At 44.8% G+C, this 16,164-nt stretch carries 11 protein-coding genes and 3 pseudogenes; 10 read left to right on the top strand and 4 right to left on the bottom strand.

From position 1 onward, the window contains the following. The first annotated feature begins 31 nt into the window (after positions 1 to 31). The 5 genes from CYLST_RS17305 (at position 32) to CYLST_RS17285 (ending at position 4,679) form a co-directional block, all read left to right on the top strand. A complete protein-coding gene (locus CYLST_RS17305) occupies positions 32 to 1,003 on the top strand; it encodes an Npun_F2552 family protein (RefSeq protein ID WP_015209015.1) in 972 nt (323 codons plus the stop codon). 1,093 nt (positions 1,004 to 2,096) lie between these two features. Further along, the gene (locus CYLST_RS17300; RefSeq protein WP_015209014.1) at positions 2,097 to 2,285 is read left to right on the top strand and encodes a TLTLP motif-containing protein; all 189 of its coding nucleotides are present in this window, start codon (positions 2,097 to 2,099) and stop codon (positions 2,283 to 2,285) included. A gap of 435 nt (positions 2,286 to 2,720) precedes the next feature. After that, complete coding sequence (locus CYLST_RS17295; RefSeq protein WP_015209013.1) at positions 2,721 to 3,236, top strand: inorganic diphosphatase; 516 nt, start codon at positions 2,721 to 2,723, stop codon at positions 3,234 to 3,236. Positions 3,237 to 3,381: 145 nt separating this feature from the next. After that, a complete protein-coding gene (panD, locus tag CYLST_RS17290; protein WP_015209012.1) occupies positions 3,382 to 3,765 on the top strand; it encodes an aspartate 1-decarboxylase in 384 nt (127 codons plus the stop codon). Positions 3,766 to 3,776: 11 nt separating this feature from the next. After that, positions 3,777 to 4,679 carry an MBL fold metallo-hydrolase gene (locus CYLST_RS17285; RefSeq protein ID WP_015209011.1) on the top strand — a complete coding sequence of 301 codons (903 nt, stop codon included), beginning with the start codon at positions 3,777 to 3,779 and terminating at the stop codon, positions 4,677 to 4,679. Positions 4,680 to 4,783: 104 nt separating this feature from the next. Here CYLST_RS17285 and CYLST_RS17280 read toward each other — a convergent pair whose 3' ends face one another. Beyond that, positions 4,784 to 5,854: an anthranilate phosphoribosyltransferase family protein gene (locus tag CYLST_RS17280; protein ID WP_015209010.1), complete on the bottom strand. Its 1,071-nt coding sequence runs from the start codon at positions 5,852 to 5,854 to the stop codon at positions 4,784 to 4,786. Positions 5,855 to 5,940: 86 nt separating this feature from the next. Continuing rightward, positions 5,941 to 6,882: a LysR family transcriptional regulator gene (locus tag CYLST_RS17275; RefSeq protein WP_015209009.1), complete on the bottom strand. Its 942-nt coding sequence runs from the start codon at positions 6,880 to 6,882 to the stop codon at positions 5,941 to 5,943. Between the two features lie 196 nt (positions 6,883 to 7,078). Here CYLST_RS17275 and CYLST_RS35995 point away from each other — a divergent pair. Both CYLST_RS35995 and CYLST_RS17270 read left to right on the top strand, forming a co-directional pair. Next, positions 7,079 to 7,180, top strand: a pseudogene (locus CYLST_RS35995) (RNA-guided endonuclease InsQ/TnpB family protein); the annotation flags it as partial. A gap of 125 nt (positions 7,181 to 7,305) precedes the next feature. After that, positions 7,306 to 9,264, top strand: a complete 1,959-nt coding sequence (locus CYLST_RS17270) for a ShlB/FhaC/HecB family hemolysin secretion/activation protein (RefSeq protein ID WP_015209008.1) — start codon at positions 7,306 to 7,308, stop codon at positions 9,262 to 9,264. Positions 9,265 to 9,356: 92 nt separating this feature from the next. Here CYLST_RS17270 and CYLST_RS17265 read toward each other — a convergent pair. Beyond that, a pseudogene (locus CYLST_RS17265) lies at positions 9,357 to 9,674 on the bottom strand (RNA-guided endonuclease TnpB family protein); the annotation flags it as partial. 1 nt (position 9,675) lies between these two features. Between CYLST_RS17265 and CYLST_RS33460 the strand changes: the two are divergent. From CYLST_RS33460 to CYLST_RS17250, 3 genes and pseudogenes are all read left to right on the top strand, one after another. Next, positions 9,676 to 9,840 (top strand): annotated as a pseudogene (locus tag CYLST_RS33460) (transposase); the annotation flags it as partial. Positions 9,841 to 9,930: 90 nt separating this feature from the next. Next, positions 9,931 to 12,828: a two-partner secretion domain-containing protein gene (locus CYLST_RS17255; RefSeq protein ID WP_015209007.1), complete on the top strand. Its 2,898-nt coding sequence runs from the start codon at positions 9,931 to 9,933 to the stop codon at positions 12,826 to 12,828. 73 nt (positions 12,829 to 12,901) lie between these two features. Further along, on the top strand, positions 12,902 to 15,451 hold the full coding sequence (locus CYLST_RS17250; RefSeq protein WP_245587394.1) for a CHAT domain-containing protein: 2,550 nt from the start codon (positions 12,902 to 12,904) through the stop codon (positions 15,449 to 15,451). Between the two features lie 297 nt (positions 15,452 to 15,748). Here the strand turns inward: CYLST_RS17250 and CYLST_RS17245 are convergent, their stop codons facing one another. Continuing rightward, on the bottom strand, positions 15,749 to 16,060 hold the full coding sequence (locus CYLST_RS17245) for a hypothetical protein (RefSeq protein ID WP_041233145.1): 312 nt from the start codon (positions 16,058 to 16,060) through the stop codon (positions 15,749 to 15,751). Between the last annotated feature and the right edge of the window lie 104 nt (positions 16,061 to 16,164).

The following is a 16,164-nucleotide window of genomic DNA, read 5'->3' as shown; positions in this document are numbered from 1 at the left end:
CTATTTTCACTCTGATCGCCACTTAAAATCCATGCAGACTCAAAAACCATCTGTCAGTCTTATCCGGGCTACATCCTACGAACGAGAGGCTTTGCGGGAATCTTTAGAAACGCTGCTAGAACCTTTGGGGGGAATTGGGGCTTTTGTGAAAAAAGGCGATCGCGTCTTACTCAAACCTAATCTGCTCACAAGTTCCCGTCCCACTAAAGAGTGTACCACCCGCCCCGAACTGGTTTATGCAATTGCTCAGATGGTAATTGAGGTTGGCGGTAAACCATTTTTAGGCGATAGTCCCGCTTTTGGTAGCGCTAAAGGAGTAGCAACAGCCAATGGCTATCTACCCCTTTTAGAAGAACTCAATCTGCCAATTGTCGAGTTTCATGGCCAGCGTTACCAAACTGTCAGCGACAATTTTAATCACCTGCTGCTGTGCAAAGAAGCGATAGAAGCAGATGTAGTGATTAACCTCCCCAAAGTTAAATCTCATATGCAACTGACATTAACTTTGGGCGTAAAAAACCTCTTTGGTTGCGTCCCTGGCAAAATGAAAGCTTGGTGGCACATGGAAGCAGGGAAAGACGCCAACCGATTTGCCGAAATGTTAGTAGAAACTGCCCGAACAATTAACCCAAATTTAACCATTTTAGATGGCATTATTGGTCATGAAGGCAATGGTCCTAGTGGCGGTGAACCCCGTCAATTAGGGGTTTTGGCAGCAGCATCAGATGTATTTGCCCTAGATCGGGCCATGCTAGAAATCCTCCAAGTCCCTCCTGCACAAGTTCCTACCGTTGCCGCTTCCCAAAGATTAGGCATTTGTCCAGAACTGGCTGATATTGAGTTTCCTAACTTATCTCCCGACTTACTACAAATAGAAGATTGGCAGCTACCAGATAAGTTAATGCCCATCGATTTTGCCATGCCCCGCGTGATTAAGTCTACCTTTAAGCATCTCTATATCCGTTTCATTAAGGAACCAATGAGTACTTACAGTAAACGCTAGTTGCATTGGGAAATTTTCCAGGATATGGGAAAATTTAAAATTCAATACTTCTCGATTTCCTTAACTTAGGATGGCAACAAGTGCCAACTTGGCTACAACAATTTTAAAATTAGCAAAGTAAACTGTAAGTACCCTCCGATTGCTTAACCAAACCGCCCTCATCTTGTGGCGGTTTTTTCCTAGTTTAATTTGTGTTCAATTCCTCATATAGGAATAATATTTGATTCCTGAAATTATTTGCGTAGGCAGGCAAGAGGCAAAAGGATTCTAGACGATTAAGGTGTACCGAGTTTTGTTCAAAAATAAAATATGAGTCCTATATTAGGTTTTGGATTTCTCTGAAACTCAAGTTGGGATATTTAACACTTTGGGTATTGTTGCACGTGGTGTGCTCTCTGGCGAAAAGGCGCTATACCTGGAATTTGAGGATTATTACTCTACCTATATATAGATTGACAAAATTAGAGTAATATCAATTAGGTTAGTAAATTTAAATTCAGAAATATTTTCTTGGTGCTATTACTGAATAAATGCGGCGAACCAGGGTTCAATAACTGGATTTCTTCAGTAATAATGTGCTGTCTAAAACATAATCACCGCCCTGATCTTCCTGCCTTTGGCATAATTTTCTGTGAAATCACTGTTGAATAATTAACAACTCTAACCTACTTTAAGTATAATCTCGGTAGTAATATGTTGTATCAAAAATAATTGGATCAGGACAAATGCTCATAAGCATTGGCATTTGGAAATGTTATAATCAAACCATATTGTCCAAATAAACTTTTTTGCTTAATCTGCAAACAGATGAAAAACGCCGTTTATAAAGCTGTAGCTGTTAGCCATGTGTGAGATATCCATGAGACAGTACGGTCAAACATCTAAAAATATTAGTCACATAACAAAGCATCAGATGTATACAAGCTATTTTGTAACAGTGTTGTCATGTATAAAAACGCCATTATGACAATGGCAAACCTGGACAAAATACCTGAATGCTACAGAGTTGTCTGGCAAAAGATAGCTAAAATAGCATCAACACTCTCAAGAGAGAGAGTAAACCTAACAGTGATTTGACGAATTGCAATTTTGTATGAATTCAAATAGCCAGTCTGCCAATTCTCCCGACACATATTCCCAACGTTTGGCAGATGTTGTGGGAACCGCGATCGCTTTAGTCACCCTAATACTACCTGTATATGTTATCGCCCACTATTCTTCACACAATGTTCAGAATAACCAGCAACCCCTGACATACAGCATACCAAGCAGTGAAGACTAGATACAATTAGATAGAGAATTTTACCAGCAAGAAAGCTCAAAACAGGAGCAAACAAAGTTTGCGTCGATGTTTGTCTAAGTAAAAATCACAAATAATCTGAATCTGTGTTGTTGGACTCTAGATTCGGTAATCTTGACTGAAATTATGGTCAAACCTAGACTGAATCACATCAAAAAAGCGTTGCGAGGAAACTTGGCAACGCTTTTTCTATAGGACTGTCGCTAAAACATCACCTATCCAGCGGCCCTTTTTTTAGCCAATCTTCACTCTCACTATATTCTGATACCGAAAGCAGCTAGATGCTTCTTCTCCCATCTGTTTCCCTTAGTGAACGAAACAATTACCTTGGGAAGAGATCCCTAATTGCCCTAAAATTCTACACGGGGAGCCAAACTGTGTGCTACCTTGATTCACTGTTAGCAGAGGAGTTTTGTTGTGGATTTATCCCGTATTCCAGCCCAACCTAAACTGGGTATAATCAATGTGCTGATTGAAATTGCGGGCGGGAGTAAAAATAAATACGAATTTGATAAGGAATTGGGAGCTTTTGCCCTAGATAGGGTACTTTATTCCTCAGTACAGTATCCTTATGACTATGGGTTTATACCTAATACCTTGGCTGATGATGGTGATCCCCTGGATGGTATGGTACTAATTGATGAACCAACTTTTCCAGGTTGTGTGATTGCTGCACGACCAATCGGCTTTTTAGAGATGATTGACGGTGGCGATCGCGATGAAAAGATTCTTTGTGTTCCCGACAAAGATCCGCGCTACGCTCAAGTAAAATCCTTGAAAGATGTACCCCCCCACCGCTTGGAAGAAATTGCCGAATTTTTCCGCTCTTATAAAAATTTGGAAAAAAAGGTAACTCAAATTCTCGGTTGGCAGGATGTTGAGCAAGTCAGACCCTTAGTAGAGAAGTCTATCCTAGCTTACACTCAAAGATAACGGATGATGGTAATGGGTGATATTCTTTTTACCCATTGCCCGTCTAAGCTATCAGCTAAGTACGAAAACCAGACACCAAAAATAGGAAGACAAAAAACCTTCGCTGGTTGCGGCTCGTAAAAACTGCCATATCACCCGAAACGAAATGCAACGCACTCTCCTTTTGGCAAAAATTCATAACTGCACCCTCACGGCAGCGAATCTGCACTACGTTGGCAGTATTAGTATTGATCAAGTCCTATTGAAAAAAGCTGGCATCTTACCCTATGAGCAGGTGCAAGTAGTGAATAATTCTAATGGTGAGCGCTTTATCACCTATGCTATCCCGGCTCCACCCAACTCAGGGGCGATTGAATTAAATGGAGCTGCGGCACGTCTAGGCATTACAGGCGATCGCTTGATTATAATGACTTACGGGCAGTTGACTCTGGAAGAGTTAAAAAATTACTCTCCTACTGTTGTCATTGTGGACGAAAAAAACCAGCCTTTGGAAGTACGGCGCTACGATGATCTGCTCAGTAAGCTCTAATTTCAAGGAAAATGTCAAATTTTGAGCTGTCGTCGGGTTCCCAAAGCTACGTAACTGAGAAGCTAACGCCCCTGCCAAGTAGCCCAATTGGGGAATTTATCGTGCAATTTTGGGGTGTCCGTGGTTTGATTCCCACCCCAAGCAACAACACCAGCCGCTATGGTGGGAATACTGCTTGTGTAGAAATGGATGTAGCCGGGAAACGCTTGATTTTTGACGGGGGCACTGGCTTACGCATTCTGGGTAAAACTTGGCAGCAAGCACAAAAACCAATAGAAGCCCATCTGTTTTTTACCAACTGCCAATCAAATCGCATCCAAGGGTTTCCGTTTTTTGCTCCCGCATTTATGGCGGAAAATCGCTTCCACATTTATGGCACTGCGGCATCGAATGGTGCTTCAATTAAACAATGCTTGTGCGATCAAATGCTCCAGCCACACTTTCCTTACCCTTTACAGGTGATGCAGTCTGAATTGAAGTTCTACAATTTGACTGCGGGCAATGCGGTGGGGCTAGATGATGTGACGATTACAACGGCATTAGTTAATCAAAATCAGCGGTCAGTTGGCTATCGCGTATCTTGGCAGGACTATAGTGTTGCCTACATCACTGATTTGTACAATCGTGTTGAGCAAGGGGAGCGATCGCAGATTTTACAGATGATTCAAGACGCTGATTTGTTTATTGCCAACGCCACCTACACTCCCCCGACAGCTCATAACCACGAATCGGCTGATTTACTCTGGCAAACTGCGGTGGATTTGGCACAAAGCGCTGGCGTGAAAAGGTTAGTTATTTCTCACCACCACCCGGATGATCATGATGATTTTCTTGACCATGTTCAAGCTGAGGTTAAGTCAGTCTTTCCCAAAGCATTGCTAGCTCATGAAGGTCTGATATTACCTGTTAAATAATTTAAAACTATTGAAGTTTGATGTTAAACACCCCAGGCACATAAATTTGCCTAATTTATTTTACCATTTGATAATTCCATAAAAAAGAGATTATCAAAGACTAGTTAAATTTGGATGCTGGTTGAAACCAAATTTACGTATAAGCTGAGTTCTTGGAGTTTAGCCGCTACCGCACCACTAGAGAATAATTCTGCGGCTTTGGCTATACCCCCGCGCATATCTGGAGAAATGCCACTCTGCCAGAGGTAAAACCCGCCATTCCACAAGGCTGTTTGCATCAATTCTGTTGATTTACCAGCTAATACATCCGGCAAGAGGTCTAATAGTTCTTGAGTACTGCCAAGGGGTACGTTCTTGGTTGTAAAGCCATATTCACGGGGGACTAAATGTAAGCGTTCTAACTCCTGGGACATCGCTGCTGAAGATAAGCCAATGATCGCGGTGCGATCGCGTGGTAAGTCGCAACTACCTTCCAATCCCTTGACAAAGGTGAATTTTGTGACTTTATGCAGCTCCAAAGCTACCTGAAACATCGCTTCTGTCGGCGGGTGGACGAAGCCGGCAATCATCTGAGCATCCCCAGCATAAGGACACCAAATTAGCTCCATTGTTGCCAATGGTGGACGCTTGCCTAGTTGATCGCGGTACTCCCAAAGCGTGTTAGTTAAGGGAAAATGCTTTGGTGGATAAACAAAGCCGATTTTTGTTTGCTCAAATACTTGCTGAGTTTTGGCTAATGTTAAAGCAGTCCAATCTACCCCTAACCCTTGCCAAATCTCAATTAGGGGTAATCCATACTTTGTCGGCAAGCGATCGCCACCATGCATCACCACTGGTTGTCCAGCAGCGGCTAGCAGTAAAGCTGTAATCTGGCTAATTGGTGCGGTGCGTGTTCTGCCATCATAAGGAATACCTAAAACTATCACCCGTTGCGAAGCAGCGATCGGTTGCAGTTTTGGCCCCAGTTCGTTGTATGCATCTAACATTCCCGCTAACTCTTCCCCTGTGGGACGTTTAATGCGGTGGGCAATCAAAAACGCCCCGATTTGGGCTGGTGTCGCTTCACCCAGCAGCATCATTTTGGTAGCTGTGGCCGCTTCAGCACGGGTTAAATTTTCTGCTGTATGGTTTCCACTGCCTACTTTCTGGATAAATTCCCTAAATACATTGCTCATAATTAGTCATTAGTCATTGGTCATTGGTCATTGGTCATTGGTCACTAGTTTAGGGTCAATGTTTGGACTGTTGACCAATGATCAACTTAAGAAACCGATCGCTGTTTTTCAAGTTGCAGGGGGATATTTTCTTGCACTAGTTGCCAAAAGTGTTTGATAGGGGGAATCTGGAGACGGTCTTGAGTTGTTACCATTACTACCCGACGAGTCAAACTAGAACTGTCTGGTAAATTGCTATTGCTGGCTAGGGGACGAATTGCCAAGCTGGGGTCACACCTTGCTTCTACTAATGCAGATTGGGGTAGCAAAGCTATCAATTCTCCTTGACGTACCACTCCCCGAAAGGCATCTAGGGTATTTAGTTCTAAAGCTGCTTGGAGTACAGCGTCCATGCGCTCAAATCTTTCTTGAATTAAGCGTTGCATTCCGTAACCATCTTTAAAGACTACTTGCGGATAACGAATTAGTTCTGACCAAGGGATGCTTTCATATTGGGCTAGTGGATGATTGGCTGCACTTAAGACGAATATCGGTTCATCATAGAGAACTTCTACCACCATTTCTCTGCCGGTGGTTAAAAACCGATTATTCATCACGATTGCTAGATCTACTAATCCATCTTTGAGGACTTTGAGGGCGCGATCGCTTCCCAATGATGTTACCCGCAATTGGACGTCTGGATAATCATGACAAAATTTTTGTAACACTGGGGGTAAATAAGAGCCACAAACCGAGTGAATGGCTGCAATACAAAGTTCTGGCTGCTTACCGGCGATTAAATCTGCTAATTCCTGTGTTGCACTCTCCCATTCAGTGCAAATTTTGCGGACACGGGGGAGTAACCTTTCACCTCCCAGAGTCAGTTTGGCATGACTTGTTCTGTGAAATAGTTCTACTCCCAAATCTGCCTCCAATGCCTGAATTTGGCGACTGATGGTCGATTGGGTAACACCACATTGTCTCGCTGCATTTTGAAAACTGCCAGTTTGGGCGATCGCCAAAAAGGCTTGCAACTGCTCTAGCCGCATTTTGATGTAGCCTGAATTACATTTATAGCTTGCACTAAGTTAACGGTTTTCGGTCTCCAATTTAGTGGAGTTTGTTACAAGCGCTATTTTGGTAAAGATTTGCCTCGAAATCGGGAATAGTGCAGCGCGGCAAAAACCACTAACCAGTGAGATTCAACTCAAAAGCTTGTGGAATGTACTTTTTCAGGTTTAGTTGAGACGTGATTGGTTTTGGAAACTAGCTCAGAAGTTAACAGATACCTTTGATGTTTTATGCTTTGAAACCTTAAACCTCAAGGGTATGCAACGTCTTTGGGGCATCAACTATTGGGTTAGGTGATGTTAGACTAGCTACGCTAGCAATTGCTGTTTGACCCCAGAATCCCCACACCTTTAGGTGTGGGGAGTATGTCAAGTAATTTCTATTATTTGTATTTGATATATATGACTTATCGAGTAAGGGTGCTATTTTCGCTGGCTGGAGTTTTTCCGCTCCTACTATTGGGGAAACCAGTTAAAGCAGTAACAGCAGAGAATATTATTTATACATTAAATTCTCAAGAATTAGAATCTGCCGATAGTGGTGGGGAGAGGCAGTCGAATCACCCAAAGATCAGCATAAATGAGAAGTTGGGGAAAAAAGATCTAGGGAAATCTCCTCTCTTTGCTTCATCAAATATAGCTATCTGGAAATCTACCCAAAATTTTGACTTGGGAGTGAATGATCCCAAGTCTTCAAACCCAGCCGTAAACCTTAGATATCAAGACTTGTATCTGGGTCAAATACCTAACCCAATTCTCCCTAAACAACCTGAATTAACACCTGAAAGCCCACAACAGCCCCAAGCACCGCCCCTCCCACCGGCGGCACCAACTCCTCCCCCCAAGGAAGTCCAAACGCAAATTCCGGGGACAATTCGCGTTGAACGCTTTGAATTTGAGGGAAACACGGCTTTTAGCGATCGCCTTCTGGCAGAAGTTACCAAAGCATTGATCGGTAGAGAAATCACCTTCGCGGAACTGATAGAGGCAGAGACAGCCATAACGCAGAAATATGTAGCTGAGGGATATGTCAATTCGGGTGCGGTGATTTCCGCGAACCAAACCTTTCTCCGAGAGGGAGGAGTGGTCAAAATTCAGATAATTGAAGGGGAATTGTCAGAAATTCAGATAGTAGGAACTCGTCGCCTTAACCCTAACTATGTGCGATCGCGCCTAGAAATCGCCACCAAAAAACCCCTCAACCGCGATCGCTTGCTATTCGCCTTACAACTGCTGCAACTAGACCCCCTGATTGCCAATATCTCCGCCGAACTCCAAGCCGGTAGCCGTCCCCAACAAAGTCGCCTAAAAGTGCAAGTCACAGAGGCAGATACCTTCAACGTTAATCTATTCACAGATAACAACCGTTCTCCCAGCGTTGGCAGTTTCCGGCGTGGTATTCGGATTAATCAGGCTAACTTGCTGGGTTTGGGTGACGGATTGGAGGTATATTACGCCAACACTGATGGTAGTAATGAGTTAGATGCTAGTTATACTCTGCCGATCAATCCCCAAAACGGCACAATCCGCTTTGCGGCAGGTGTTAGCAGTACTAATGTGATTGAACAACCTTTCAATAGCCTGGATATTGAGGGGAAATCACGCACATATCAACTAACTTATCGTCAACCCATTGTGCAAAAGCCTAATCGAGAATTGGCTTTAGGGCTGACTTTTTCACGCCTTGAGAGCGAAACCTCACTGTTAAATGAGAGATTTCCCCTAGCACCAGGTGCAAATGATCAGGGTGAAACTCGTGTTTCGGCCTTGCGCTTTTTTCAAGAATATATCCAACGCAGTCCTCACCAAGTTTTTGCCGCGCGATCGCAATTCTCTTTAGGTACAGATTTCTTCGGTGCTACTGTCAATAGCAATAGTCCAGACAGTCGCTTTTTTGCCTGGCGGGGACAAGGGCAATATGTGCGACTACTAGCGCCAGAAACTTTGTTGATTCTGCGTTCCGACATTCAAATGTCCACAGATTCGTTGCTGTCTCAAGAACAGATTGGACTTGGTGGTGCTTTAAGCGTGCGCGGCTATGGCCAGGATGTGATGCTAACTGATAGCGGTGCGATCGCCTCGGCAGAAGTACGCTTCCCGATTCTCCGCGTACCTGAAGCCAAAGGCGTTTTACAACTCGCCCCCTTTATTGATTTTGGGGTCGGCTGGAATTATTCTGGAGAAAAGCCCAATCCCGGCTCGAATAAATTGCTAGGTGCAGGTTTAGGGTTAGTGTGGCGAATGGGCGATCGCTTCAATGCCCGTCTAGACTATGGCATTCCCTTGATTGACGTGAAAGCAGGCAATAAAACCTTGCAGGAACAAGGGCTTTACTTCACGATGAATTATTTTCTTTTCTAGTTACAGAAATTATTCATCAAATCCCCGACTTCTTGAAGAAGTCGGGGATTTGATAGGGGATCTGACGATGAGAAAAACAACCATTGACACTCTCAGGGCTGAAGCCACTGAGATTCTGCGGACAGAGCAACTTTAGGCAAAACCCAAAGTCTAACTCTCGCTACGGTCGTCAAAGACCGTCTACCCAGTAAGCCTAAGTCTATGCTTAGATTGCTGGCTACTTTTCTGAGAATATTTGCAGCGCCGTTCAAATCAGCATTTACAACTGACCCATTAGCTGACCGATACAATCCACGCTCAATGCGCTTACCTGATGCTTTCCACCCTTCCGGTTTTTGACCGTAAATAGGTAGGGAGTCTCCATCTAAGAAAGACGCTTTTGAAGTGTAAGATTCTTCGGTTTCCTGAAAAGTCATTAAGGCGTTTAAGGGGCGCTCAAGTTTTTATCTAAGAAAGGAATTCCCACAATTAAAAAAACTGCCATCTCTTTGGACTAGCAGCTACTTTGTCAGTACAGCAGGTAATGTAAGTAGTGAAGCGGTTAGACGATATATTGAAGACCCACACCACGGATAATATGGAGAAGACCACGGCGATTAAAATCGCTCGTGTTGCTTCCCTCTCAGCACTCTTCGTGACTGAGTTTCCCGCATACCGCGAGTTCTTATGAAAAATAAACGTTCGGTTTTATTGCTTACTGTTTATGTTTTACTGATGCCTTTCACTGCCCAGGCTCAAATCATACCCGATGACAAGTTAGGAGGAGAAAATTCACTCACCGTCGCTGACACTGTTAATGGTAAAGCCATTGATCGCATAGAAGGTGGCGCAATTCGCGGTTCTCATCTTTTCCACAGTTTCCAAGAATTTAATGTCGGTGAAGGGCAGGGAGCCTATTTTACCAACCCTACCAACATCACTAATATCTTCACCCGCGTCACAGGGGGCAAAACCTCCAACATTCTTGGCACACTCGGAGTCTTGGGCAACGCTAACCTATTTTTACTCAACCCCAAAGGAATTATCTTTGGCCCCAACGCTCAATTAGATGTGGGTGGATCATTTCTAGCTTCCACAGCCGATAGCGTGGTATTTGATAACGGCTTTCTCTTTAGCGCCACCAATCCTCAAGCACCGCCCCTTTTGGCTGTGAATATTCCCATTGGGTTACAGTTTCGTGAGCATCCAGGCAGCATCGTTAATCAATCCCAATTTAGTCGCATTGTTCCTAATATTTCCCCATCAACATTAACAGCCGTAGGCTTAGAAGTCCCCTTTGGTCAGACTCTAGCACTGGTGGGAGGGGATTTGAACTTAAACAGTGGCAATGTTACCGCTTTTCAAGGCAACATCTTGCTGGGCAGTGTAGCGAGTCCGGGTTTTGTCAGCTTCGGTTTAACTCCCATCGGATTGACTTTAGACTATACAGGCATTCAGAATTTCGGAAATATTGAATTATCTGGGACAACCTCAGTTAACGCCAGTGGTTTAGGTAGTGGGTCAATTTCCCTCAAGGGTGGTAATGTGACATTGCGCGATCGCGCCCACCTGATCTCCGATACTACCGGAACTATTGACGGTCATGACATCAATATCCAAGCAACACAATTTAACCTTTTAGATCAAGCCTTTATCGAAAGTGGCACATCAGGAACAGGTGCAGCGGGAAGTGTCAATATCAACGCCACTGACTCCATAAATTTAAGAGGAATAGGATTTGCCACATTTCTCAGGATTGGGTTGGAAGAACCTTTGGCTGGAATAGTTAACCCTTTCCCCCGTGATAGTGGCATATATACCAGCACTGTTGGGGCAGGGAAAGGAGGAAATGTCACCATCAACACCCGACAACTAACCCTCCGAGATGGGATGCTGATTGCCAGCCCAACATATAGGGACGGGACTGGGGGAAACATTGCTATTAAAGCATCTGAATCCGTAGAGCTAATTAGCTCTGGCTTTTCCGCTGGAAGTGCTGCTCAGGGAAATGGCGGCACTATAGAAATTGATACGAATCAGCTGATGATCCGAAATGGAGCATTCGTCACCACCGCAATTTCGGGTCAGGGTAAAGGAGGAGATTTAATTGTCAGAGCCACGGACTCGGTAGTATTAACCGCAACTCCAGAATTTAGCGCTTTCTCCACTGGACTATCGACTAACAGCGTTCGCGGCACGGGAGATGTGGGAAACATAGACATTAATACTCGCACTCTGCTTGTAGAAGGAGGGGCATCGATCAGTTCCACGAGTGGATTGACATCTGGAAATCGGCTGTTTTCTTCTGCTAGTCGCGGTGGAAATGTGATCATCAATGCCTCCGATTCCGTGAAAATAGCAGGCATGGCTACAAGTAACAACCCCTCAGACATTCGTACTGCCCAGAGTTTTGTGGTTTCAGGGGCTATTGGCAGTGGCGACGGTGGCGATGTGAGGATTAACACCAAGCGATTGATGATCAAAGATCGAGCCGCAATAGGAGCCTCGACTTTAGATACAGGACGGGGGGGAAACATCGTTGTCAATGCGGCAGAATCGGTAGAAATAATCGGCAGCAACGATAATTTGTCTGCTTCCGGCATCGCCACAGGCTCTGGTGATAATTTGTTTGCACTTGCGTTTCAGCTTTCACCCCCCACAGGCCGGGCGGGCAACTTAAGTATTACCACCCCAAAGTTGACTCTCAAAGAGGGAGGAACAGTCAGTGTCGGCAGTTTAGGAGCGGGGAACGCGGGCATCATCAAAGTTGTCGCGGATGAGATATCCCTTGACAATAACAGCATTATTCAGGGGACAACTGTATCGGGCGCAGGGGCGAATATTAACCTCCAAGCGCAATCCATCCTGTTACGGCGCGGTAGCCGAATTTCAACCGATGCGGGTACTTCTGATGGTGGCAACATCACCTTGAATAGCAATATTCTGCTGGCATTCCCCCAAGAAAACAGCGACATCACAGCCAACGCTCGCACCGCTAGGGGTGGACGTGTGATTGTCAACGTACCTAATATATTTGGTTTTACTGCCATTAGTCGTGAGCAGGTCAGAGACCGTCTAGGGTTGACAGATGCCCAACTTGCTGAATTACTTGTAAGTCCCACCTCTCTGTTACCCACTAGCGACATCGCTGCCATTTCCCAAACTTCCGGGCCTGCTTTACAAGGGACAGTAATTTTTAGCACCTCTGGGGTGAACCCGGCTCAAGGGTTAGTGGAATTGCCACAAAATGTAGTTGACCCTACCACGTTAATTGCTGCCAATCTTTGTAATCGAGGGGCAGGCAACGAGTTTACTATCGCTGGGCGGGGGGGTGTACCGCCTAGTCCTAACGAGGCTCTAGGTAACACCTCTGCTCAGTTCGCTTGGGTGGAAGGGGCAGCAGGGCAGCAGGGCAGCAGCGGCAGCAAGAATAATCTTCCGACCCTTTCCTCTAATGATCAAGTTATTCCCGCTAGAGGTTGGATGATGAATAGCTTGGGAGAGGTGACGCTTTTGGCTGATGAACCCATAGGTCAAAAGGGACAACGCTTTTGGCAACCAATATCAGTTTGTGCGCCCCACTAAGGAAAGATAAATAATGAAATTTAGGCGATCGCTCCTTAAATCCATTTGGTTATTTTTCTGCTCATTGTTATTGATGATTGGCCTTTCTCCCGTTGTTGCTCAGGTGCCGCAACCAGAGGCAATAATCCAGCAAGCCCGGACGCTTTATGATGCCGGACGCTGGGAAGAAGCTGTGCCTTTGTTGCAACAGGCAGCAGCTGGATTTGAGTCTCAGGGCGCGAGCCTAAATCAAGGCATGGCTTTGAGTAATTTGGCAGCAACCCTAGGACAATTGACACAGTGGGAACAAGCCGAACAAAATATCAGAGATAGCCTGGCGCTGCTGCGATCGCAATCCCCAACTTCTACACAACAGCGAATTTTAGCTCAAACTCTAGATATTCAAGCACATTTGCAACTAGAACGAGGACGGCTTCAAGATGCCATCGACACAGGGACAGAGGTAATCAAACTCTACCAGCAGCTCGTCGGAGCCAAAGACCAACTCCTGCAAGCTCAGATTAACCAAAGTCAGGCTTTGCAAGGGTTGGGACTATACCCCAGAGCTTGCGAAACTTTATTAGCCGCCTTGAATTTAGACGCGTCAACCTGCGAACTTTCCCCAGCAGGGTTGTCAAGCTTGAAAAACCAATCAGTTTCCGGACAAAATGTCCGAGCAGTCAATGCTTTAGGTCACATTTTGCGAGTTTTGGGGCAATCGAATCAGTCACAGCAGGTATTATTAGTTGGGTTGCAGGCAGCGCAACAATTAGGTATACCCCAAGAGCAGGCTGCCGTTTACTTGAATCTGGGCAATACGGCACGGGCCTTTGCCAACCAACCGGCAATAAATAGTCAGCAACGCCAGCAGTTTGAGCTTTCGGCCCTGGAAGCTTATACCCAATCTGCCCAACTGGCAACCCACGCAGATACTCGACTTCAAGCTCTCCTCAACCACCTGAGCCTATTGGTAGATCAAGCAAACTGGACAGAGGCAGAAACACTGTGGCGAAATCTCCAACCTCAAGTCAGCCAGTTTGCGGCTAATCGAGCTGGACTTTATGCCCAAATTAACCTAGCTCAGAGTTTGATCAAACTGGCAACACACTCTGCTGATACTAGATTATTTTCTGAGAGCGAGCAAATCCTCAGTCGCACTCATCAGGGGGCGAATCGTTTGGGGGATGCACGCGCCAGGGCCTATGTCTTGCTCGCTCAAGGTAGGTTATCCGAACTCCAACAACAATGGACAAAAGCCGCAGCCTTGACAAACCAGGGTCTAAGTATAGCACCAACTTTTGAGTATCCTGATATTGCCTACCAATTACTTTGGCAACTGGGACGCATCCAAAAACTACAGGGAAATACCTTCGAGGCGATCGCACCATATACTGAATCTGTAAAGATCCTTGCTGCTCTGCGGGGTGATTTGGTGACAGTCAACCCGGAAGTACAATTTTCCTTCCGGGAAAGTGTGGAACCTATCTATCGAGAGTTAGTCGGGTTACTGCTGCAAGAGGAAGCTCCAAGTCAAGCTAAACTCAAGCAAGCTCGTCAAACCATCGAGTCTTTGCAATTGGCTGAACTAGACAACTTTTTCCGTGATGCTTGTGCAGATGCTCAACCTAAACTGATTGATGAAGTCGATCCCACTGCTGCTGTTATTTACCCAATTATTTTAAGCGATCGCCTGGAAGTAATCCTGTCTATCCCAGGACAACCCCTACGCAAATACACTACTGATAAACCCCAAGGGGAACTGCAAACTACCCTCAGGCAGGCACTGATTTCCCTGAGACGGACTGCTTTCACTCAAGAGCAATTATCATCAGCCCAAAAACTCTACAACTGGCTAATTCGTCCTGCTGAGAAAGATTTGACCGCCAATAACATCAAAACCTTGGTCTTTGTTCTGGATGGCTCCTTGCGGAGTCTACCAATGGCAACTCTGCATGATGGTCAACAATATTTACTCCAAAAATACAACATTGCACTTACTCCCGGACTTCAACTCCTCGAACCTCGACCTTTAACCCAAGTAAAATTAAAAGCCTTAACTGCTGGCCTCACAGAAGCACGTCAGGGTTTTTCAGCTTTGCCGGGAGTTGCAAGAGAAATCCAACAAATTTCCGCCGAAATTCCCAGCAATACACTTGTGAATCAGCAGTTTATCGTTCCGGAATTAAAAAAACAAATCAAAACATCCTCTTTCCCGATTCTTCACTTAGCAACTCACGGTCAATTTAGCTCAAATGCCGCAGAGACTTTTATTTTGACTTGGGATCAGCGGGTCAATGTTAAAGAATTGGATCAATTACTGCGTTCTCGCAATGAGGAGAAAAATTCACCGATTGAACTGCTAGTTCTTAGTGCCTGTGAAACAGCTTCTGGGGATGATCGGGCAGCTTTGGGCTTGGCTGGCATCGCCATTCGTTCGGGCGCACGTAGCACGGTGGGAAGCCTCTGGCAAGTCGATGACGAATCTACATCTGTCCTAATTGCTGAGTTTTATCGGCAACTTGCCAAGTCCACAATTAGCAAAGCTGAAGCCCTCCGCAACGCTCAACTATTGCTGTTGCAAAACCAAAATTTTCAGAATCCCTACTTCTGGGCCCCCTTTGTCTTGGTGGGGAATTGGCAATAGACCTTTGGGGAATTCAAAATTCACAATTCACAATTTCCAGAATGCTGGATAAAATCTGTCGGAGGGGATTTATTTTTGATTTTTGATTTTTGAATTGTTCAACACTGGCGGATAAATTTGATTTGTTGATAATCTTTAAATAAAATTGCAACAGCAGAACGACAGCGGGATGCGGATTGTTGTCGTCAAGTCGCTTCGCTCCAATTTAAAATTCAAAATTCAAAAAAGGTCACTATTGATGAAGCCACAATAGGTTTAGGAGGAGCGGCGATCGCTATTTCTCTCTACACTACTCGTTTAGCCTGCTTGACATTGATTAAAAGGTTCTCGAATAAAGTAGAGTGCTTCACGCCTGTGAACTTCCATACCACCTCTATTCCAGGTTTCCCAACGAGTTATAAATTTTTTCCTGTCATTGCGACGCTCAACAGCAACAGTAAAATTATTGCGGAGTTCTCTATAACATCCTTCCAAATTAGTAAGGGTCAAATCAATTACTGGCACATTAAATTTATTCTCACCTTTATTGATAACAAAAAATCCTTCACTACCTCGCTCCATCAGTAATACAGTAGGACTATCAACAACTGCTTTTATGTGAGGCTGCACAGAATGATGAAATCAATTTAATTATCCATCTTTATCTGCGTTTATCTGCGTTTATCTGCGGTTAATTCTTTTTCATATCTTATTCTATGCAACTTCATATCAAA

Source organism: Cylindrospermum stagnale PCC 7417 (assembly GCF_000317535.1).
GTDB lineage: Bacteria > Cyanobacteriota > Cyanobacteriia > Cyanobacteriales > Nostocaceae > Cylindrospermum > Cylindrospermum stagnale.
The sequence above is the reverse complement of the archived record's forward strand: the minus strand, read 5'-3'. Positions and strand labels throughout refer to the sequence as shown.